General features: G+C 33.3%; 18 protein-coding genes and 1 riboswitch. Of the genes, 5 read left to right on the top strand and 13 right to left on the bottom strand.

Annotated elements, in window-relative coordinates; genetic code table 11:
* Positions 1-102: 102 nt before the first annotated feature.
* Positions 103-633, top strand: coding sequence for a hypothetical protein (locus tag KA833_RS03325; RefSeq protein WP_046208496.1), 531 nt, complete (start codon positions 103-105; stop codon positions 631-633).
* Positions 634-969: 336 nt separating this feature from the next.
* On the opposite strand, the gene KA833_RS03330 is transcribed toward KA833_RS03325, so the two are convergent.
* Complete coding sequence (locus tag KA833_RS03330) at positions 970-2,568, bottom strand: alpha-glucoside-specific PTS transporter subunit IIBC (RefSeq protein ID WP_210128010.1); 1,599 nt, start codon at positions 2,566-2,568, stop codon at positions 970-972.
* Positions 2,569-2,777: 209 nt separating this feature from the next.
* Here KA833_RS03330 and KA833_RS03335 point away from each other — a divergent pair, with 209 nt between their 5' ends.
* Positions 2,778-3,548 (top strand): MurR/RpiR family transcriptional regulator, encoded by a 771-nt coding sequence (locus KA833_RS03335; RefSeq protein WP_210128008.1) that lies wholly within the window; start codon positions 2,778-2,780, stop codon positions 3,546-3,548.
* A gap of 152 nt (positions 3,549-3,700) precedes the next feature.
* On the opposite strand, the gene KA833_RS03340 is transcribed toward KA833_RS03335, so the two are convergent.
* The 9 genes from KA833_RS03340 to KA833_RS03380 all read right to left on the bottom strand — a co-directional run bounded on the left by KA833_RS03340 (position 3,701) and on the right by KA833_RS03380 (position 14,445).
* Positions 3,701-4,207: an SRPBCC family protein gene (locus tag KA833_RS03340; RefSeq protein ID WP_046208499.1), complete on the bottom strand. Its 507-nt coding sequence runs from the start codon at positions 4,205-4,207 to the stop codon at positions 3,701-3,703.
* 247 nt (positions 4,208-4,454) lie between these two features.
* Positions 4,455-5,741 (bottom strand): Na+/H+ antiporter NhaC family protein, encoded by a 1,287-nt coding sequence (locus KA833_RS03345; RefSeq protein WP_064209352.1) that lies wholly within the window; start codon positions 5,739-5,741, stop codon positions 4,455-4,457.
* 113 nt (positions 5,742-5,854) lie between these two features.
* Positions 5,855-5,955: riboswitch (SAM riboswitch) on the bottom strand.
* A gap of 86 nt (positions 5,956-6,041) precedes the next feature.
* Positions 6,042-6,653, bottom strand: a complete 612-nt coding sequence (locus tag KA833_RS03350; protein WP_064209351.1) for a flavin reductase family protein — start codon at positions 6,651-6,653, stop codon at positions 6,042-6,044.
* Positions 6,654-6,756: 103 nt separating this feature from the next.
* The gene (locus KA833_RS03355; RefSeq protein ID WP_070037559.1) at positions 6,757-7,638 is read right to left on the bottom strand and encodes an SDR family oxidoreductase; all 882 of its coding nucleotides are present in this window, start codon (positions 7,636-7,638) and stop codon (positions 6,757-6,759) included.
* 78 nt (positions 7,639-7,716) lie between these two features.
* A complete protein-coding gene (locus KA833_RS03360; protein ID WP_073343923.1) occupies positions 7,717-8,841 on the bottom strand; it encodes an amidohydrolase in 1,125 nt (374 codons plus the stop codon).
* A gap of 6 nt (positions 8,842-8,847) precedes the next feature.
* Entirely contained in the window at positions 8,848-10,014 is a 1,167-nt protein-coding gene (locus KA833_RS03365) for a SulP family inorganic anion transporter (protein ID WP_210128006.1), read from the bottom strand.
* A gap of 214 nt (positions 10,015-10,228) precedes the next feature.
* Positions 10,229-11,461, bottom strand: a complete 1,233-nt coding sequence (gene hutI / locus KA833_RS03370; RefSeq protein ID WP_204180280.1) for an imidazolonepropionase — start codon at positions 11,459-11,461, stop codon at positions 10,229-10,231.
* The gene (gene hutU / locus KA833_RS03375; RefSeq protein ID WP_192947676.1) at positions 11,458-13,122 is read right to left on the bottom strand and encodes a urocanate hydratase; all 1,665 of its coding nucleotides are present in this window, start codon (positions 13,120-13,122) and stop codon (positions 11,458-11,460) included. The genes hutI and hutU overlap by 4 nt, the downstream gene beginning before the upstream one ends.
* A gap of 48 nt (positions 13,123-13,170) precedes the next feature.
* Positions 13,171-14,445, bottom strand: coding sequence for a YjiH family protein (locus tag KA833_RS03380; RefSeq protein WP_046208507.1), 1,275 nt, complete (start codon positions 14,443-14,445; stop codon positions 13,171-13,173).
* A gap of 143 nt (positions 14,446-14,588) precedes the next feature.
* Here KA833_RS03380 and KA833_RS03385 point away from each other — a divergent pair, with 143 nt between their 5' ends.
* Positions 14,589-15,464, top strand: coding sequence for a LysR family transcriptional regulator (locus KA833_RS03385; protein ID WP_107525406.1), 876 nt, complete (start codon positions 14,589-14,591; stop codon positions 15,462-15,464).
* Here KA833_RS03385 and hutG read toward each other — a convergent pair.
* The gene (gene hutG / locus KA833_RS03390; protein WP_210128004.1) at positions 15,454-16,383 is read right to left on the bottom strand and encodes a formimidoylglutamase; all 930 of its coding nucleotides are present in this window, start codon (positions 16,381-16,383) and stop codon (positions 15,454-15,456) included. The two genes, KA833_RS03385 and hutG, sit on opposite strands and share 11 nt — an antisense overlap.
* 255 nt (positions 16,384-16,638) lie before the next feature.
* Here hutG and sdpC point away from each other — a divergent pair, with 255 nt between their 5' ends.
* Positions 16,639-17,958 carry a peptidoglycan release complex CPBP-like subunit SdpC gene (gene sdpC / locus KA833_RS03395; protein ID WP_192946200.1) on the top strand — a complete coding sequence of 440 codons (1,320 nt, stop codon included), beginning with the start codon at positions 16,639-16,641 and terminating at the stop codon, positions 17,956-17,958.
* A gap of 106 nt (positions 17,959-18,064) precedes the next feature.
* Here sdpC and KA833_RS03400 read toward each other — a convergent pair whose 3' ends face one another.
* Positions 18,065-18,754 (bottom strand): ribose 5-phosphate isomerase A, encoded by a 690-nt coding sequence (locus KA833_RS03400; protein ID WP_046208511.1) that lies wholly within the window; start codon positions 18,752-18,754, stop codon positions 18,065-18,067.
* 158 nt (positions 18,755-18,912) lie between these two features.
* Between KA833_RS03400 and KA833_RS03405 the strand changes: the two genes are divergently transcribed.
* A complete protein-coding gene (locus KA833_RS03405; protein ID WP_046208512.1) occupies positions 18,913-19,569 on the top strand; it encodes an MOSC domain-containing protein in 657 nt (218 codons plus the stop codon).
* Between the two features lie 263 nt (positions 19,570-19,832).
* Here KA833_RS03405 and KA833_RS03410 read toward each other — a convergent pair whose 3' ends face one another.
* The gene (locus KA833_RS03410; RefSeq protein WP_046208513.1) at positions 19,833-20,861 is read right to left on the bottom strand and encodes an aldose epimerase family protein; all 1,029 of its coding nucleotides are present in this window, start codon (positions 20,859-20,861) and stop codon (positions 19,833-19,835) included.
* Between the last annotated feature and the right edge of the window lie 405 nt (positions 20,862-21,266).

Consider the following 21,266-nt stretch of genomic DNA (forward strand, 5'->3'; position numbering starts at 1 on the left):
AGTGGTACAATTTAATAGAATTTAAAACATGTATAATTTTAAGGGCACTAAATATTAATTTTAATATACGTATGTCACTTTATATAGATATGGAGGTATAATATGTTTTTAGATAAAACTGAAACGTTTGTTTTAAACATCAGTGGTTTAAATAAACGTCATATCCGCAAAAATTTGTTAAAACTTTTGAAACAAGTCCACTTTTGTAAATCGTTCAAATTTACTATTTTCAAAAAAAATCATTTATATGCTTTAGAAGTGAATTTACCTAAGCAACAACTACCATATTTGATTAGTTTTCTTAGCTTCCACAATTATTTAATCTATCAAATTTTAGAAAATAATCATGCACAAGACCTACTAGACTTGGATCATTTACTATTATCATCTAAGCGTTTCGAAATCGCTGTTGACGGCCTTCATGATGCATTTATTAAAGACAAAGTTATCGACATTATGAATTTACTCAATCACACTGAAACAATTGTTTATACCTTCAATCGAAATACCATCAACGTTTCTTGTTCGCCTACAGTATTCTCTAAATTAATTCACGCTATCGCAACACACAACATTGATGTTTACAGTGCTACCTACCAACCACGTTTAATGCATAAAACGAGAATTTCTTAAAAACATTAATGTACGACATCACTCACATATACAGTAAAATTGATTTAGCTACCATTTCACGATATTTAATCAACATAAATCATGTATACAAGAATCTAGCATCCAATCATAAACGTCTATTCTTATTGTAATTGTATAGAAATGACGTTTTTTTATATGGACACTTATAAACAAAATAGAATGTAAGACCCATCTTCGCGCCGTGTATACCATGTCTACTAACAAGCATGCAAAAATTAATTGATGCGTTATTGATAAAAAATTGGACTAATCCATTAATGATTATCATATGGATTAGTCCTTTTTTGTGCATAAGTTTTATATGCAATCTCGTTATTATTTATTTTTTTCTTCAAATACTAAATTTTCAAATGCTTCTCTGACTTGAGGTACAGACATACCTACTACGACTTGCACATTTTTCCCACTTTTCACTAAGCCATGTGCCATTTGTTTATGCGTAAAGTAATCACTATCCTCAACTTTATTGACATCATTCACTGTCAATCTTAAACGTGTCGTACAATTTGTAACGTCTTTAATATTTTCTTTGCCACCTAGACCTTCTAAATAATAGATTGCTTTAGCTTCAAACTCGTTTGCTGACTCAGTTTTTTTAGCAACTTGTGCTTTACCGTCTTTATTTTTATAGTCATCTTTATTATATAATTTCATATCCTTATCGTCTTTTTTACGTCCAGGAAGTGGAATATTAAATTTTATAATTAAAAACTTGAACAAGAAGAAATAAATCGCTGTAAAACCGAAACCTATTGCAATTTGAATAATATAAGTTAACCAGTGATTTTGGGCTAAAGGTATCCAATTCGTAGCAAAGAAATCTAATAATCCTCCACCAAAGTTACCTACTAATCCGAAACCATACATTAACGTATCCATCGTTGCTGCTAAAATTGCATGTAAAACGAATAAATAAGGTGCAATAAATAAAAATGTAAACTCTAATGGTTCAGTGATGCCTACAACAATCGCTGTCAATGTTGCTGGAATTAGTAATGCTGCAATTTTCTTTCTATTTTCTTTTGGCGTCGTTGCATACATTGCTAATGCAATACCAATTGAACCAAAGACTTTTCCGTTACCTTGTAACATAAAGCCATATGGGAATAATTCTTTTAATGGTTCTTTACTTTTAGCAAATTCATTTACATGTTCGAACCATTCTGCTTTCAATCCATGATTCACAACAACAGGACCTACTTCTATTGGTGCATATATAAAGTGATGTAATCCAGTTGGTATCAATACTCTTTCTAAAAAATGATACAACCACACACCTATATAACCCGAGCCAATAATAAATCCTTGCAGTGAAGAAATACCATTTTGTACCGTTGGCCATATGATGCAAGTAATTAAAGCAATTGGCAACATGACAAAAAATGAAATCGTTACTACAAATGTCAAACCTTGAAATACACCAAGCATTTCAGGTAATTTTTTACTATAATATCTATTATGTATCCATGTGACAATGCTTGAAATAATAATACCGCCTAGGATATTCGTGTCTAATGTTTCTATACCAGCAATCGCTTTTAATCCCGTTACATTTTCTACACCCTTTTCTAAATTTGCTCCGAATGTATGCGGCCATTGCGTTAATATGGCATTGATAAAGGTATTAAACATTAAGTATCCCATTAATGCTGACAGTGCTGCATGTCCAGGTGCTTTTTTAGCTAAAGATAATGGCAAGCCAACAACAAATACCACTTCCATGTGATTAAATATTGTCCAACCACCAGACTCTATCACTGACCATATTTTGAACCAATTTGTACCTTCTTCAGCAATACTCCCCATTATTGAAGGATTTTTAAATAATGTTGCTAAACCGAGTACAATACCAAAAAATGCAAACATCAATACAGGTACAATCATTGCACTTCCAAATCGCTTTATAGCATCCATATAAAGTTCCCCTTTTCTAAATTTCCAAAATAATTCACTTATGATAATTGAATATCTCTCTATTCAAATGATTATGGATCAATTTACCATCGATTTTATAGTAAACGCTTACATCAGAACAATAGTTTGACGCCAATACGAACAATTTTGTACAATAAGATTATATTTTCAAAACTTGAAAATATTTTCAAAATTCTGAGGTGATAACGTTGCTTTTAGATGAACGCATAAATAACAATTTTAATAAATTAAATGAAAATGACCTACAAATCGCCCATTTTATAAACACACATATATCAGATTGTAAAACAATGAAAATCCAAGATTTAGCGGCTTATACACATGCATCAAATGCAAGTATTCATCGTTTTACTCGTAAGCTCGGCTTTGATGGCTACAGTGATTTTAAATCATACTTAAAATTTGAATCTGAACAAGTCCATCAATTACCTTCTGACTCTATGAACGCTTTTAAACAAGAAATTGAAAATACCTTCACTTATTTGGAGCGTATCGATTACGACCTAGTTACTGAAAAAATATATCAAGCCGAAACGGTATATTTATATGGCACAGGTTTAGCTCAAATGAATGTTGCGCAAGAAGCTCAAAGAATTTTATTGACCATACATAAAAATATTATTGTATTACATGATGTACATGAATTTAAAATGGTGTTAAATAAAGCTTCTGATAATGATTTGTTTTTTATTATTTCTTTATCCGGCGAGACCGATCACTTATCCGATATAACGAATTTACTGCAACTGCGTCAAAAGTATTTCATTTCTATTACTACGCTTCAAGACAACACCTTGGCTCAAAAGGCAAATTATAATATCTACGTATCAAGTAACACTTTTTATTTAACAAACGGCATTGATTATTCCAGCTTTATCAGCTACCATATTTTTTTTGAAACGGTACTACGTAAATTTAATGAGCGTATACAATACGGTCAATTCACACAAAATAATTAACATATCAAATAAAAGAAAGCTGGACAAATTAATTGTCTCAGCCTCTTAGTCAACATCTCAATTTATTACACAAGTGGGACTGATACATGAGCTTCTGCCCAAATATGCCTGAGTCCCACTTTTAATTTATTGAGTTAGGTTGTAATGATTTTTTATTGTTCCTCTTCATATTCTTCTAGTGTTGTTTGCAGCTTATCAAATAACATTTCAAAACCATGCGCAGTAGAATCATGATATTCCTTTTTCTTTTGCTTATACTCTAATGATGTCAATCTGCGTTCCCTAGGTACATAAGCTGTATAATTAAAAATCATTTGGGTTATGCCTGGTTCTCTTTCAAACATCTCTACTTCAATTGTATCTTCAGAGTCACTTAATTCAGGCATCCCTATCGTCATTACAATATATTCATTTGGGTTCAAAGTAACGTAAGAACCCTTCACTATATTTTCTTTCCCTTTACGAACATCAATAATTTCATAGCTTCCGTTTTGTACAGCGTCTATCTCTATTGATTTATTCGTTCGTTCAGTTGTCATAAACCATTGTTTAAGAAATCGTTGCTCAGTCCAAGCTTGATATACTAATTCAGGTTCAACTTTAAACAGTCTTTCCAACTGAATTTCTACATTTTCATTTTCCACATTATATCTAGCCATGATTGTTCACCTACTTTCACTCTTATAACTATTCTAACTCATTATACTAGACTTCTAAACAATAATACTATGAAATTCAACTTTCCTTTATATCCCCTTTAAAAGTGATAACCTATTTATTCTATCGTTATTAATCAGTAAACGTCAAAATTTTCCCTTTTTTAATACTATCTTACTTCTTAAAAAAGAGGACAAACAGTCTATATCAAATAATATAAACTGTTGCCCTTTCTTTTAATCAACTTTTTTATTTTAATCTTGGTAATCTAAAGAAAATTGCAATTAGGCCACAAACACCTAGAATGATCGGATAAATTGAATACGGCATTAATGAAACTGGTGAGATAGACGCAACGCCTGCTGCTGCTATAACTTGCGGACTATAAGGTAATAAACCTTGGAAACAGCTCGCAAATATATCTAAAACACTTGCAGATTTCCTAGGATCAATCTCGTATTCATCTGCAATATCTTTAGCTAAGGGGCCTGCCATTAATATAGAAATTGTATTATTGGCAGTCGAAATATCCGCAGCACTCACAAGTCCAGCTATACCTAATTCTGCACCGCGTTTTGATTTAACCCTATTGCGTACAAAATTTAATAGCCAAGTGATACCACCATTATGTTGTATCAATGCTACAAGTCCGCCAATTAATAGTGCAATAATCGCAATATCCTCCATACCAACAATTCCTTTTGAGATTGAACTAAGCAAGCCTGACCAGTTGAATGATCCATCAACCAGTCCAATAATCGCAGATAATACGGTACCACCAATCAACACTATAATTACATTTATACCTGCCAGCGCTAAAATCAGTACCAATAAGTATGGAATAACTTTAATAAAGTTATAGTCATATGATTTCGTAGTATCTATCTGAGCACCATGCGTTAAAAACCAAAGTACTATAACAGTAAATAGCGCACCTGGTAATACAATCTTTATGTTCACCTTAAACTTATCGCTCATTTTAGTCTTTTGAGTACGAACAGCGGCAATTGTAGTATCCGAAATCATTGATAAATTATCACCAAACATTGCGCCACCAACGACAGTAGCCATTGTTATCGCTGCAGATACATCCGTCGCCTGACTCAAACCAAAACCAACCGGCGCTATAGCTGCAACTGTACCGACTGAAGTACCCATTGAAAGTGATACAAACATACAAATGATAAATAAACCGACGATAATTAAGTTTTCTGGAATAAAGGATAGTCCTAAATTTACCGTCGACTTGACTCCCCCCATATCTTCTGTAGTTTGAGAAAATGCACCCGCAAGTAGAAATATTAACATCATCAAAATAATATTTGAATGTCCAGCGCCTTTAGTAAATACATCTACTTTTTTAGAAAATGTTTCTTTTTTATTTATCAACAAACCCACAATTGATGCGATAATAATTGCAACATTGAGTGGCATTATTGAAAAGTCACCAGTAATAACGCCCACACCTAAAAATATACCTACAAAAATGATTAATGGCACAAGCGCCCATGCGTTACCTTTTTTATTTTCCGTCATACAAAACCAACTTTCTTTATCATTACTTTTTTAGTCAATCATTCATTTTGCTTACCATAAAAAATAAAAAACTCTTTTCTCATAGAAGAAAAGAGTAAATCGATACATCTTTAATCTTATCTTCTAGCACACTTTATGCTACTGGAATTGGCACACGCATTACCATGTTGCCGAAGTTTCAATGGGCCAGTCCCTCCACTTCTCTAGATAAGCTATTTTATTTATTTTATAACAGTACACTATTCACGCCACTTCGTCAATTATATAATCATAATATGAAATGATATTTTACTTCAAAGGTTATTCCGTTGGCCGAACAATCGTAAATGTATCACCGATCGTGGCATAATCATTTCCAGCTAAACGGCACACGGCTTCTAGTGCCTGTGCATTAATCTTACTGTCTTCAAAATACACGTTTTCATTAATATGAAACATCACGACTTCTCCAATGATTAGATCTGACCCCTCATCAGTATCTCCTAATGATATAATCCGCTCTAATTTACATTCCATACGTATTTTCGCCTGTTCAATACCAGGTACAGTTATCAGTTCTGAGTCGACAAGGGTTAACGCTGTTCGTTCTAATTCATTTTCAGTACGATCCAATGGTGCAGCTGTACGGTTAATTTGCTCTACGTTTGTTTCATCAGTGATATGTACTACAAAATTTTCAGTCTCTTCAATATTAAGTGAAGTGTCTTTACGTTTACCTTCTGAGCGTCCTGTAGAAATCATAATCATCGGTGGTGCACTGTTCACCACGTTAAAAAAACTGAACGGTGCCGCATTTAACTTACCATTTTTATCTTGAGATGTCACAAAGGCTATTGGCCTAGGTATGACACTACCACTCAATAATTTATAGTTTTGTCTTTTAGACAATTCACTTGCTTTAAAATGTTTCACAAAAATTCACTTTCCTTTCATAAATAAAAAGTGGCTATGTCAAAATGTAAGTGCATAACTGTTCATTTAAGCACGAATCACTTTGAAATAGCCATCTATCAAATTAATCTAATTGTGTACCACCTGTAACCCCGTATACTTGGCCAGTAGTGTAACTTGATTCATCAGCTGCTAAATGAACATAAACGCCTGCTAATTCTACAGGTTGACCTGCTCTGCCAAGCACTTCTTTTTGTCCAAATGTTGGAATTTTGGATTGTGGTTGTCCACCTGATATTTGAAGTGGTGACCAAAATGGTCCTGGTGCAACACAGTTAACACGGATGCCTTTAGCTCCTAGTTCTTCAGACAAACTTTTAGTTAGCGATATGATTGCAGCTTTTGATGCTGCATAATCATGTAAAATTGGACTTGGGTTATAACCTTGTACAGATGACGTTGTCGTAATTGTAGCACCTGGTTCAAGATAATCAATCGCTTTTTGTACAGTCCAAAATATTGGATACACATTCGTTTCAAAGGTTTCAGTAAATGACGCTGTATCGAAGCCCTTTAGTGTATCTCTATATTGTTGATGTCCAGCTACGAGTGTAACATTGTCTAATCCACCTAACGCGTGATATGCACGTTCTACTAACTCATAATTGAATTGTTCATTGCGTAAATCACCCGGTATTAGCACAGCTTGTTGTCCTGCCGATGTAATAACTTCTTCTACTTCTTCAGCATCTTCTTGTTCTGATGGCAAGTAATTGATTGCAACATCAGCACCTTCTTTAGCATACGCAATAGCTGCTGCTCTACCAATAGCTGAATCTCCACCTGTTACTAACATCTTTAAACCTTTCAATCTACCATAACCGGTATAAGAAGTTTCTCCACAATCTGGTTTAGGGTTCAGATCTTTTTGTAAACCTGGAACGGGTTGCTCTTGTTTTGGAAAATCTGCATTTGAATATTTCTTTCTAGGATCTTGAGACGCCATGCTTAATCCTCCTCAAAAAATAATGGTTGTAATTATTTTTTACCCAAATTAAATCGCCCATAACACAAGATTATATTTTTAAGTTTCGTTCAATAATTTCTGTACAAATGTTACAAAGTAATCTGGTACTTTTTCTAAAATGCGTTCATCGGGATCATATTTGGGGTGATGTAAATCATAGTCACTATTAGATCCAATAAAAACAAATACACTTGGATACTTGTTGGCAAACCCAGAAAAATCTTCACCAATAGTTAATGGCTGTTCCATTATATTCACATTGTAACCTACTTGTTTAGCAACGTTAATTGCATCGTCTGTTAATTTTTCGTCATTGATTACTGCGCCTGGTAATCGTATATATTGTGTTTCAATTTCAACATCAAATACTTCTGCCAATCCACTCCCAATTTCTCTCAATCTCTTCTCAATGAATGTGCGAATACCTTCATCAAAACTTCTCACTGTACCTTGTACATAAGCTTGATCTGCAATAACATTCCATGTATTACCACAAGATACTTCTCCAATCGTTACGACTGCATTATCAAAAGCAGATAAATTTCTGCTGACGATGGATTGAACACTATTGATTAATTGACCTAACACGATGACTGGATCATTACCTTGTTCAGGCTTTGCTGCATGTGCACCTTTACCCTTAATTTTAAATTCAAAGCGATCTACAGAGGATGTCACGGCACCAGATTTCACTGCCAATGTACCTATATCCATAGTAGGATAATTATGATAACCAAGCACAGCTTTTGTACCATCAATAGCACCTGTCTCAGCTAATTTAACAGCACCATAGCCCAGCTCTTCGGCAGGTTGAAAAATAAAACGTACTCTACCTTTTAATTGATCTTCAATTTCTTTTAATTTTGTAGCTGTTGCTAAAATACTTGCCATATGAATATCATGACCACAAGCATGCATAATACCTTCATTAGTTGATGTAAATTCATGTACAACTTCTTCATTAATTGGCAAAGCATCTATATCCGATCGAACAGCAATAAACGTATCTCCTTGACCTACTTCAGCAATCAAACCAGTTTCCAACGGTATATCTAAAATTTTAATTTCATAACTTTCTAAAATACGTCTTAATCGTTTCGTTGTTTCATATTCATCATCAGACAATTCTGGAAATTGATGAAATGTACGTCTCCATTTTACAAAGTCTTCATATTGTGGCATGACATGTCACGTCCTTTCTAAATTTATAAAACGTTTAAAAATATAATATAGTATTGTTACAATCACAACGCCGAGCGCTAAATTATTAGAGACTAAAATAAGCACCATCGTAAGTATTACCATGAATCCATTTACTAAAGGTGACTTACGTATAAAGGGTATTGTTCGTCTATCAAATGTATTCAATGAAATTGTAATAAGCACGGTAGCTAAAACAGCCATTGGAATATGTCCTATAATTTCACCAAAAACAAATAAACTTACCAGTAAAAAACTACCGGTAACAAAAGTTGAAACTCTAGAGTTCGCACCCATTGTTACATTAAAACGCGATTGACCAACAAGCGCACTTCCACCATAACCGCCAAATAATCCTACTACTAAATTAGCTATGCCTTGACCTATTGATTCACGATTTTTATCACTAGTCGTAGCTGTTACTTCATCCATCATTCTTGCTGTTAAAGTCGTTTGAACGATTGCAACAATAGCCATCATCAAACCATAAAACAATGTAATTAGGAGAAAGTTAACATTTAATATTTCAATAGGGATAGTTGGATAAGGTAGTTTAATATGTATTGAAGACAAATCGTGCACATATTTTATATCAGGTTTTAATACCCACGAAAATATTGTCAGTATAATAATGGATATCAATGGTGCAGGTATAATTTTGATATATCGAGCGCCCAACCAAATAATAAAAAATGACATGATTGCAACGATATAAGTTGCCATAGAAATACCTAAAATATTCTTTAGCTGAGATGTAAATAATAATATACCTAGTGCATTCATAAATCCAATTACAACACCGACAGGTATCAATTCTAACCATTTATTAATTTGAAAATACCCAAATAATATTTGGATGATACCCATAAATAAGGTTGCTAAAATGACAGCTTGCAATCCATGACTTACAGCTAAAGGTGCTACGACTAAAGATACACCACTACTTGGTGCTGATACCATCAAGGTTCTATTTCCAGTCAAGCTAAGTACAAGCATCATTAAACCAGTACTTAACATACCGATTGTCGGATTCACACCTGCTATAAATGAAAAAGCAATTGCACCAGGTAACAATGCAAGTGCAAGTAATACACCTGAAAGTGTATTCTGTACTATGTTACCTTTCCATTGTTCAATATACCCAGCATTACTCACACCGTACTCACCCCCAAGCCCCTTTAATTACTATACTATCATAATTGTCAAAATATTTTATTAACTTAATTTTTTGCACTTCTAAATTTCTATTTTTAGAAAACTTGAATAAAAAAATAAGAATAGAGCGAGGACAAATCAACATTTTTGATTCCATTCCTCACCCTATTCATCTCTAATAATTTTATTTTTAATTTTAATTACAGTTTTTCTATTAAAGTTTTACACGATTATCAAAGAGCACTTTACCATCTTTAATAACTCTTTCTGCATGATTAATACCATAATGATATGGAATATATTCATGATTAGGTGCATCCCAAATTACAATATTTGCTTTATCTCCCTCATTGATGGTACCTGCATCAACGTCAATTGCTTTAGCTGCATTGACTGTCACTGCATTCCAAATTTCATTTGGAGATAATTTTAATTTTAACGCTGCAATAGACATCACCAATTGTAAATTATTAGTCACACAACTACCTGGATTGAAGTCAGTAGCTATCGCAATAGCGCCATCGTTATCTAGCATACCTCTTGCATCTGCATAACCTTCCTTATCAAGATAAAAAGTTGTTCCTGGTAATAATACTGCAACAGTATCACTATCTTTCAACTTTTGTTTACCTTCTTCACTAGATGCAACTAAATGATCCGCAGAGATAGCATTTTCATCAATTGCAAGTTCTAAACCACCTAATGGATCGATTTCATCTGCATGAATTTTAACATCAAAGCCTTGTTTTTTAGCTGCTTCCATGTAAGATTTAGATTCTTCCACAGTAAACACGCCTGTTTCACAGAAAATATCGGCAAAATCAGCATATGGTTTAACTTCCGGCAATAAATCTATCATTTCTTGTAAGAAATCTTGGTTAGACTCCGCATCTTTAGGCACAGCATGTGGGCCAAGGAAGGTATGTTTCATGTCTAAATTATATTTTTTTGCTAATCGATTTGAAACACGCAATTGTTTAAGTTCATTTTCTTTATCCAATCCATAACCACTCTTACTTTCAACCGCTAAGACACCGTGTTGTAACATGGTTAATAGATTTTTTTCCGCTTTTTCAAAAAGTTCGTCTTCCGTCGCTTGACGCGTGGCTTCTACAGTAGAAAGTATACCGCCACCTTGTTCAAGTATTTCTAAATAAGACACACCTTGACGCTTGAGTGACATCTCATGTTCACGTGAGCCTCCATGTACAAGATGCGTATGTGCTTCTACCAAGGCAGGTGAAACGACTTTTCCTGAAGCATCTATTATTTCTTTTGCATCATATGCATCAGAATGTTCACCCGCATAAACAATCTTGCCATTTTTCACAACTACTGTACCGTTTTCAACAATATTTAAATCATTTAATTCTTTTCCTTTTAAAGGACGTTCGGTAGCTTTCGGTAAAATTAATTGTTTAATATTTTGAATGATTAAGTCGTTCATTTTTTATCTCCTTTTCTTGTAATCATTGGAATGTGAATGCCTTTTTCATTTGCTACATTAATTGCTGATTCATAACCTGCATCAGCATGTCTTACTACTCCCATACCCGGATCCGTAGTTAATACACGTCCTAAACGTTTATCTGCTCTTTCTGAACCATCAGCAACTACTACCATGCCTGCATGTAATGAATAACCCATACCAACACCACCGCCATGATGGAATGAAATCCAAGATCCACCTGCAGCAGTATTGATTAATGCATTTAAAATAGCCCAATCTCCTACAGCATCTGAACCATCTTTCATACCTTCAGTCTCACGATTAGGACTGGCTACTGAACCTGAATCTAAATGGTCGCGACCAATTACAATCGGTGCAGAAATTTCACCTTCACGCACAAGTCTATTTAACGCTAGACCCATTTTCGCACGTTCTCCATAACCTAACCACGCAATTCTTGAAGGCAATCCTTGAAACGCAATTTTCTCCTGTGCTAAATCTAACCAACGAATAAGTTTTTCATTTTCAGGGAACAACTTTCTCATTTCTTCATCAGCACGTTCAATATCCTTAGGATCCCCACTTAATGCTGCAAATCTAAATGGTCCCTTTCCTTCGCAAAATAGCGGTCTAATATATGCCGGTACAAACCCAGGGAAATCAAAAGCATTTTTTAAGCCATCATTATATGCGACCTGTCTTATGTTATTTCCATAATCAAAAGCGACCGCACCCTGTTTTTGAAATTCTAACATTAGTGATACATGCTTATGCATTGAGGATTGCGATTCTTTCACGTATTGTTTTGGATCTTTATTACGAAGTGCACTTGCCTCTTCTAATGAATACCCTTGTGGCACATATCCATTTAAAGGATCGTGGGCACTCGTTTGATCCGTAATAATATCAATTTTAAATCCTTTATCTAAAATTGCTTGATGTACATCGACCGCATTACCGACCAAGCCAATAGATAATGGCTTGCCTTGTTTGCGTGCATCTTCCGCTAACGTTAATGCTTCGTCTAAATCTCGTGTTTTCACATCACAGTAACGTGTATCAATACGCTTATCAATGCGTGTTTCATCTACATCAACTCCGATGACAACACCACCATTCATCGTAACTGCCAATGGTTGTGCACCACCCATGCCACCAAGACCAGCAGTTAATGTAATCGTACCATTTAATTTGCCATCAAAATGTTGATTAGCTAGTTCACCGAATGTCTCATATGTACCTTGAACGATACCTTGTGAACCTATGTAAATCCAACTACCCGCAGTCATTTGTCCATACATCATTAAACCTTTTTGATCTAATTCATTAAAATGATCCCAGTTTGCCCATTCAGGTACTAATACAGAATTTGAAAGTAATACACGTGGTGCCTCTTCATGTGTTTTAAATACAGCAACTGGTTTGCCTGATTGAACTAACATCGTTTCATCAGCTTCTAATGAACGCAGTGTGGATTCAATTGCTTCGAATGCTTCCCAGTTTCGAGCTGCTTTACCTATGCCACCATAGACAACCAAATCTTCGGGTCTTTCTGCAACTTCAGGATCTAAATTATTATATAGCATTCGTAATACTGCTTCTTGTTCCCAACCTTTACATTCAATCTCTAAACCTTTTTTTGCTTTAATATTTCTCATGAACAATCTCTCCTTCATCGATTTTAAATTCAACCTTTGTTTTGATATTTAAAATATCCATAATGCAAATGGAATTGTAATCAATAGTGTGAGTACTACTCTTTCAAACCAAATAATCACAAGTTTTCCTATCGATATTTTAATTTCAGTAGATAATATAACCGGAACAACGCTTGAGAAAAATATAATCGCTGAAACACTCATGACCGCTACTGTAAATCTTGTTGCTAAATCTGCTGATTGTGCAATCGCAGCTGGTAATAACATTTCAACAATTGAAATCGTTGAAGCCTGTGCTAATACCCCTACATTTTCTACTGGAAAAATGCTGATAAATGGATAAAAGATGTAAGATATATATTCGATTACTGGTGTGAATTCTGCGATTACTAATCCTAGAAAACCAATTGACATGATAGAAGGTAAAATTGCTATAGTCATTACGACACCATCTCTCAAATTTTCAAATACATTGTCAATTAATGACTTAGACTGTTTCACAGCTAATTTTGCTTCTAACCAAGACTCTTTTAACAATGGCATGTTTCTGCGAATCTCTTCTTGATATGGTTGGTCTTTATATGTCGTATGCTTTTCAAATCTGATAGGTGGGAGTTGTACGGTAATAGCAGTAACAATAAATGTCACTGCGAGTGTAAACCAAAAATATAAATTCCAATGCTGAATAATACCTAGTGTGTTAGCTACAATAATCATAAACGTAGCGGAAACCGTAGAGAACCCTGTCGCTACAACTACTGCTTCTTTATGTGTGTAACTACCACTCTTGTAGACTTTGTTTGTTATTAGTAAGCCTATTGAATAACTACCAACAAATGATGCTACTGCATCGACCGCTGACTTTCCTGGTGTCTTAAATATCGGTCGCATTATCGGACGACAAATCACACCGATAAACTCTAACAATCCAAAACCTACTAAAAATGATAAAAAAATCGCTCCTATGGGAATTAAAACACTTAATGGTATGGCTAACTTTTCATATAAAAATGGTCCAATACTTTCTTTTAAAACAAAAGCAGGCCCTATATTGAAAACAACCATGAAAGCGATGAATACCCCTACTACTTTGAATAAGCTAAAAATAATATTTGTTTTCGATTCATTCCACCTTTGATTGAGAAATGGATGAATTGCACCAATAATAATTAAAATCAATACATAATATGGTAAAACTGGTTTCACTATTAGCGTAATCCATTGCACAATATGATCAATCATAATGGTTGATTGACCTTGTATAGTCACAGGAACGAAGAAAAATATAATACCAATCAAGCTATAAATGAAAAATCTCCACATGTACTTCACGCCCCTAACATGAAAGTACGACTCCCTCTATATCTAAAAGTATAATATGTTATTATATAGACTACCAATATCAATAAACTAATTATTAATAGTTTCAAACTATAAATACGCAAATATATAGGAGTGACATTCAGATGAAAATTGTTCAATTAGAATATTTTATTGCTGTCGTTAAATATAATAGTTTTACAAAGGCAGCAGATTTTTTGCATATAAGCCAACCCTCTTTAACTAATACAATAAAAAAAATAGAAGCTGATTTAGGTTATGATTTATTTTTAAGAACGACCAAGGATATCAAAATTACTGAAAAAGGTATTCATTTTTATAACTACGCAATTCAGCTCGTACAAAGTTATCATCAAACGCTAGAAAAAATGTATGATTTAAAAATGGGACATGCACCTAAAATCAAATTTTCTATTCTTGAATCTTCAAATCAATGGATATCACAAGTAGTTGCTATGCATCAAAAAGAATATCCAGATCAAACGTATCACGCTTCAGAAGTACATGATCAGAGCACGATATTAGAGCGTCTATTAAATTTTGAAAATCATTTAGGTTTAACTAATGAACAAATTATTCACGAGGATATACACTCTGTTCCTCTATATAAGGAATCTTATGTCCTCATAACACCTAAAAATACCTTTTCTAATAGCAAAAAGGTATCCATTAAATCTTTACCGCTCATTTTACCTACAAAAGGTTCCCAAGTACGTAAGCATTTGGATGACTATTTTAACCGCTTAAATATTCACCCAAATATTATTATAGAGGCAGATCGCTTTGAAGCTTCAACGAATTTCGTTCATCGAGGATTAGGCTATGCCGTCATACCACGTGTCTATTACCAATCTTTTAATGCACGAGATTTAGATGCAATTGAAATTAAACCTACACTCAGTCGTACCATTTACATCAATTACCTAAAAAAAAGAAAGCACCCTGAACGAGTACTTTCTTTTATAGATTTATGTCTTTATTATTGGAATATTAAAGAATAAAATGATGTAAAAAATTAGCTGATAGCTTTGCAGTACGATTATCGACATCATATTTAGGGTTTGTTTCTGCAATGCTAATCGTAGAGACTTTGTCATTTGGGATAATGCGTTTGGCAAGTTCAAGGACAATATGTGGGAACAAACCTAATACTGCGTTAGCACTTACACCTGGTGCGTATGCGCTATCTATAACATCCATACATATTGTGAACATAATAACGTCATGATTGTGTATAAATCGTTCTACCTTATCTTTTACAGGAGGAGATATTTGATGCAATAATTCCTCAGCATAAACAAAACCGATTTCTTTTTCTTCCGCATAATCAAATAGGCCTTGTGTATTACCGCCTTGTTGTATACCTAATACCAAATAATCTGCTTGATTATCTTGATCTAAAATTTGCCTAAAGCTCGTTCCAGAGGTAGACTGTGACTCTTCTCTTGTATCAAAATGTGCATCGATATTAATGATACCTAAAGAAGCATCAGGATAAACTTCTCTTATACCTAAATACTGGGCATATGCGATATCATGTCCACCACCCAATAAAAACGTCTGTTTATGCCTTTGTATTGATGTCGCAACATATTTTGCGAATTCTTTTTGGGTGTCTTCTAAGTCATCATGATCATGTTCTACATTACCATAGTCATATATCTTGCAGTCACTCAACACAGGTAGATTGGCAAATGCTTTCTTAATTGCGTCGGGACCTTCTTTAGCACCTAATCTCCCTTTGTTCAATTCAACACCCCTGTCAACTGCGTAACCTAATAATCCCACACCTTGGCGTGTCTCATGATAGTCATCTTTGATATTTCTAAAATTCACAGTTTGAAAATGTCTAAATTGAGACTTATCTGATTCGCTATCGACTCTACCTGTCCAGAAATCACGCTGTGCTAATTTATACATAATTCTCCTCCTTTTATAACAATGTCTCATTTAAAAGTATACGCTTACATTGAATTCAATTCAATTTATGCTTTTATTTACCCAAAATTTATCTACTTAATTTTATCAAATGACAATAAATTATTTCATTTAGATGTTAGTTTTGGCATTACTATTACATTTCAATGATAAATACCTAAATTTAATTTATTTCTGATTAATAAATATGTATAATTAGTGATAAATGATTTTCTGAACCCTATTGGAGGTTACATAATGAATAAACAACGTATATCAGGTTTTCAATGGGCAATAATGATTTTTATTTTCTATATTATTGCTTATGCAGCTCCTATTATACTGAAAGACTTACAAAGTACTATTTCACTTAAGACTTTTGTCTTTGACTTAAGTGCTATAGCGCCATTTATTGCTGCGCTTGTTTGTATTATCGTTTTTAGTAAACGTAAGACGCAGTTATCTGGTTTAAAACTAACAATAGATTTAAAAGTGATTGAACGTATTTTACTAGCATTTATTTTACCTTTAATCATTTTCCTGATTGCTATGATAAGTTTTAATATCTTTGCAGATAGTTTTGTATTATTACAAACAGAAGATTTATCTGTTTCAATTACTGCAATTATACTTGGACAACTAGTGATGGCATTCTTAATAGAATTTGGTTTCCGTTCTTATTTACAAAATATTATAGAAACGAAAATGAACACATTCTTTGCATCGATTATTGTTGGTTTATTATATTCCATTTGGAATATAAATATGGCCTTTAGTCTTGAATATACTTTATATGGTTTATTATATACATTTGCATTTTCCATGATTATCGGTGAGTTAATTCGTGCTACAAAAGGTCGCACGATATTTATCGCAACGATATTCCATGCAGCAATGTCATTTGGTCTTGTTTTCTTATTCAATGAAGAACTTGGCAGTGTTTTTGCAATGAAAGTAATTGCACTATCCACATCAGCTGTAGCAGTCGTTTACATTTTATTAAGTATTATTATTCGAGCAATACTTTATTTCTTTACTAAACGTAGTTTAGATGAAGTTGATAGCAATAATTATTTAGATCATGTAAGTGAAGATTCAGAAACTGCTCAAGCAGATGATAGTAATGAAGATACACTCGAATCTGATAATTCAACAACAAATGTACATACACATAGTGGAGACAGTGAGCACAGTGAAACTGCTACATCTCAAACTGAAAGAGCAACAGACAATCATGTCAATTCACATGATGCTGACTCAAAACCATCGACTGAACATGTGAATGACACGGACACTGAGAAGGATCACCGACAAACACAGCACGATGACAGCCGAAACAATATTATTGATGAAAACACGCCACAAACTATAGAGAACAACGATGTGCAAGATGAACGTCAACATGTTGAGACACAGGTAAATGGCGCCGTTGAAAATTCTACTGAAAAAGCACAGGTGGAGACATCATCACCAAAACATGATGATTCTAGTACTTCTGAGCCAACCATACAACAACAAAATAAAAAACGACAACGATCACCTTTTAAACTTAAAAACAAACATGATCATCGTCGCTAATTAACAAAAAGCAGGTTACGCTAATCGTATATTCAGATACAATGAATAAACTTCATGTCTATCTTAATTTATACCGTTAGTTAACCTGCTTTTATTATATTTTGAGTTATGATTTATTTAAAATTTCAACGCCTTTTTGCTTACCTATAATGACTTGATCCGTAACATCAAGAAAATATCCAGTTTCTAAAACACCTACTAAATGAATTAAAAATTCATGCATAGCATAAGGATCGATAGATGAATTCAATGTAACATCAAGGATGTAATTGCCATTATCAGTTATAAATGGGACATCATCCACCATTCGGCGCATCACTTTTAAATTATCGTAAGCTACTATTTTTTTAGAAACTAATAACCAATTAAATTTATCTACTTCTACAGGTAAATTAAAAGTTTGACCTAAGTATGATACACACTTAGATTCATCTACTAAAACAATAAACTTTTCCGCCATGGCATCAATCACTTTTTCTCTAAATAATGCCCCGCCGCCACCTTTAATTAAATTCAAATTGTTGTCTACTTCGTCTGCACCATCAATGGCAACGTCAATTTTTTCTACATCATTGACATCCACTACTCGAATACCTAATTCTTTTGCGATATAAGCAGTTTTATTAGAGGTGCATACACCTGTAATATCAATCTGTTCATGGTCCAACTTCTCAGCTAGTTTTGGGACAAGCAACTCTATTGTTGAACCAGAACCAATGCCCACAACCATACCGTCACTGATTTGGCTTAACGCTTCATTAAATGTACTAATTTTTAACTGTTTCGTATCCATAATGCGTCCCCTTTACATAACTTACTCTCACCTTTATTGTACATGAGATTGAAAAAAATACATAGTTAAAAAATATGTATAAATTTTAAATTAATATATCTTCTTGCATAATTAAATAGCTAGTTTACAATAATAATACATCACCAACTAGGAGGATTGTCATGATTTATCATTTAAAAGCGATTGCTACAGGAAAAATAGAAGATTTACCTTATAGTACTAAAAGACCAATGCGTTCAGCACTTAACAAAACACTTTTCACCGGTAAGATGTGGCTTTCAAAAACCGGTTTTTCTGAAGATGAACAAGAATACAAAGGACATGGCGGGCCCAATAAGGCTGTATGTTTATATAGCGAAAAAAATTACGATCTATGGAAAGATGATGTCACAGATTTACCAGAATATGCAATGTTTGGCGAGAACTTAACGGTCAAAGACTTAGATGAAAAAGATTTGCATTTTGGAGATCAATTTCAATTAGGTGAAGCGATTATCGAAGTTTCAGAGATAAGAGAGCCTTGTTGGAAAATACAAGAAAAGTATAAAATTCCTAATCTTATTAAACGCATGTCCAGTTCATGTAAAACTGGTTGTTACTTTAGAGTAGTTAAGGAAGGCTTTGTTTACGATTCGTCTCATCTTCAGCTCATAAAATTCGGGGAACATGATTCTCTTTTATCTGTATTCGAACTTAATGATATTTATTACAATGACAATAAAAATGTCGTGCGCTTGGCATATGCTTTGAAAAATCCATATTTAACTGAAGAAAGACGACGTAAATTAGAAAAATATCTAAAACGCGCTCAAAAATAAACATTACAAATATGGGTAAATATCCTAAACTAATGGCTCAAAAAAAAGATTCTTATACAACAAGAATCTTTAAAAATGATATATTGATATAACTCAGGTTAAGTAACTGACCAAAAATGGTATTAATATAACTGCACTTACCTGAGTTTGTCTACTTAATCTATTTTCTGTAATACATTATTATAAATTGCTACTTACTTATCCATAAGTGGTGTTTGCTTACTTTATATTAATTCAAAACACTTGATACACGCGCAATGATATCATTCTACTTCTTCGCAAGTTTTTTCAGCAATTTTATATGATGTCTTAGAATAAAATGGCTGATTCGCTTCTAAAATTGATGGCGCATCTTCTCCATACAAATTAATATCATTAGGTATGCATTGTGTTTCTAACGTAAATCCTGAATGTGCTTTATAAATATTGAAATCACTTTCCCATTCCGTAGTATCATTAAATGTAAATATCACGACATTGGGCATATCAGTTTCAACAGTCAGTTGAAAATGTTTATTTTCAACTGTCATACCTTGCTCTCCAATCTGAAACGGATGATCTAGACCACCATAACGTTTCATTTGTGATTGAATGTCATGATGCTCACTATTAAAAATATCTTTAAATTGAATGTGATTGCGTGCAAAAACATGTTCTAAATTTAGTGGCTTTTGTTTTGTCACAAAATGATCGTTATCTAATAAATGCATTTTTAATGTTGAACTTGAAATACTATGGTTATCGATAACATTATTATCTCTGTTCAAATTAAAGTAAACATGATTCATAGGATTAAAAATTGTTTTTTCGGTAGTAACGGCTTTATACTCAATTGTCCATTTGTGATCAACGTCATAAGTATGTATCACCTCTAAATCGATATTTCCTGGAAAATAATCATCTGATTGCTGAATTGTAGTGGAAAACACAATTTTCACTTGTCCTACTTGTTCAAATATCTCATAATCAAAATAACATTTATCAATACCGTTATAACCACCGTGAATATTATTTTTACCATCATTCGTATCTAATCGATACGTTGTACCATCCAAATGAAATTCTGCATTTGCAATCCGTCCACCATAACGGCCTACAGTAGCACCAAAATAAAAAGGATTTTGTTGATAGAATTCATCCGCTTCTACCACATTACCTAATACAATATTGTTATCATCATATTTCCATGACACGATACGAGCGCCATAGTTTGTGAAAACAATCTTAGTTGCTTCATTGTCTATCTTAATTAAATCAATACCATTACTTTGTCTTTCTACTTTTGCAAACATCATCAATTACTCCCTTTCAAACCAAACATATTATGATTCACTTAGACTTTCAGTTCTATCTTGAATAAAACTTCAAACAAATTGAATGTATCGAACCACAGTCATGAACACCATCTTTGTTTTATAAAACAAGACATAGGAGTCCTGGTAGTTCTAAAATTCATTGCTTTTAAAGTGAATGAGACAACATTTAAAAATGAGCTAAGGTCAATACGCACTCAATATTTCCCCAAATTATTGAGCAAAATACTTCATCCACTAAAATTTAAAATTCCAAAATAGCTTACTACTTCCCTTAGTAAATATCTTACTTATCTATAGTGTAACAACTTAACTAATTCATTATCTATACTAATTATTCATTCTATCAAATATTATTTAAAATTGTGATATTTTTTCTATTTT

This window comes from Staphylococcus sp. GDY8P67P, from assembly GCF_017892545.1.
Classification (GTDB): domain Bacteria; phylum Bacillota; class Bacilli; order Staphylococcales; family Staphylococcaceae; genus Staphylococcus; species Staphylococcus ureilyticus.

Coding starts and splice junctions, on each gene's coding strand:
- KA833_RS03325 (WP_046208496.1), top strand. CDS start 103: ATGTTTTTAGATAAAACTGAAACGTTTGTTTTAAACATCAGTGGTTTA.
- KA833_RS03330 (WP_210128010.1), bottom strand. CDS start 2,568: ATGGATGCTATAAAGCGATTTGGAAGTGCAATGATTGTACCTGTATTG.
- hutI (WP_204180280.1), bottom strand. CDS start 11,461: ATGAACGACTTAATCATTCAAAATATTAAACAATTAATTTTACCGAAA.
- KA833_RS03405 (WP_046208512.1), top strand. CDS start 18,913: ATGATTTATCATTTAAAAGCGATTGCTACAGGAAAAATAGAAGATTTA.
- KA833_RS03345 (WP_064209352.1), bottom strand. CDS start 5,741: ATGACGGAAAATAAAAAAGGTAACGCATGGGCGCTTGTGCCATTAATC.
- KA833_RS03355 (WP_070037559.1), bottom strand. CDS start 7,638: ATGGCGTCTCAAGATCCTAGAAAGAAATATTCAAATGCAGATTTTCCA.
- hutG (WP_210128004.1), bottom strand. CDS start 16,383: ATGTATAAATTAGCACAGCGTGATTTCTGGACAGGTAGAGTCGATAGC.
- KA833_RS03410 (WP_046208513.1), bottom strand. CDS start 20,861: ATGTTTGCAAAAGTAGAAAGACAAAGTAATGGTATTGATTTAATTAAG.
- hutU (WP_192947676.1), bottom strand. CDS start 13,122: ATGAGAAATATTAAAGCAAAAAAAGGTTTAGAGATTGAATGTAAAGGT.
- KA833_RS03380 (WP_046208507.1), bottom strand. CDS start 14,445: ATGTGGAGATTTTTCATTTATAGCTTGATTGGTATTATATTTTTCTTC.
- sdpC (WP_192946200.1), top strand. CDS start 16,639: ATGAATAAACAACGTATATCAGGTTTTCAATGGGCAATAATGATTTTT.
- KA833_RS03385 (WP_107525406.1), top strand. CDS start 14,589: ATGAAAATTGTTCAATTAGAATATTTTATTGCTGTCGTTAAATATAAT.
- KA833_RS03360 (WP_073343923.1), bottom strand. CDS start 8,841: ATGCCACAATATGAAGACTTTGTAAAATGGAGACGTACATTTCATCAA.
- KA833_RS03340 (WP_046208499.1), bottom strand. CDS start 4,207: ATGGCTAGATATAATGTGGAAAATGAAAATGTAGAAATTCAGTTGGAA.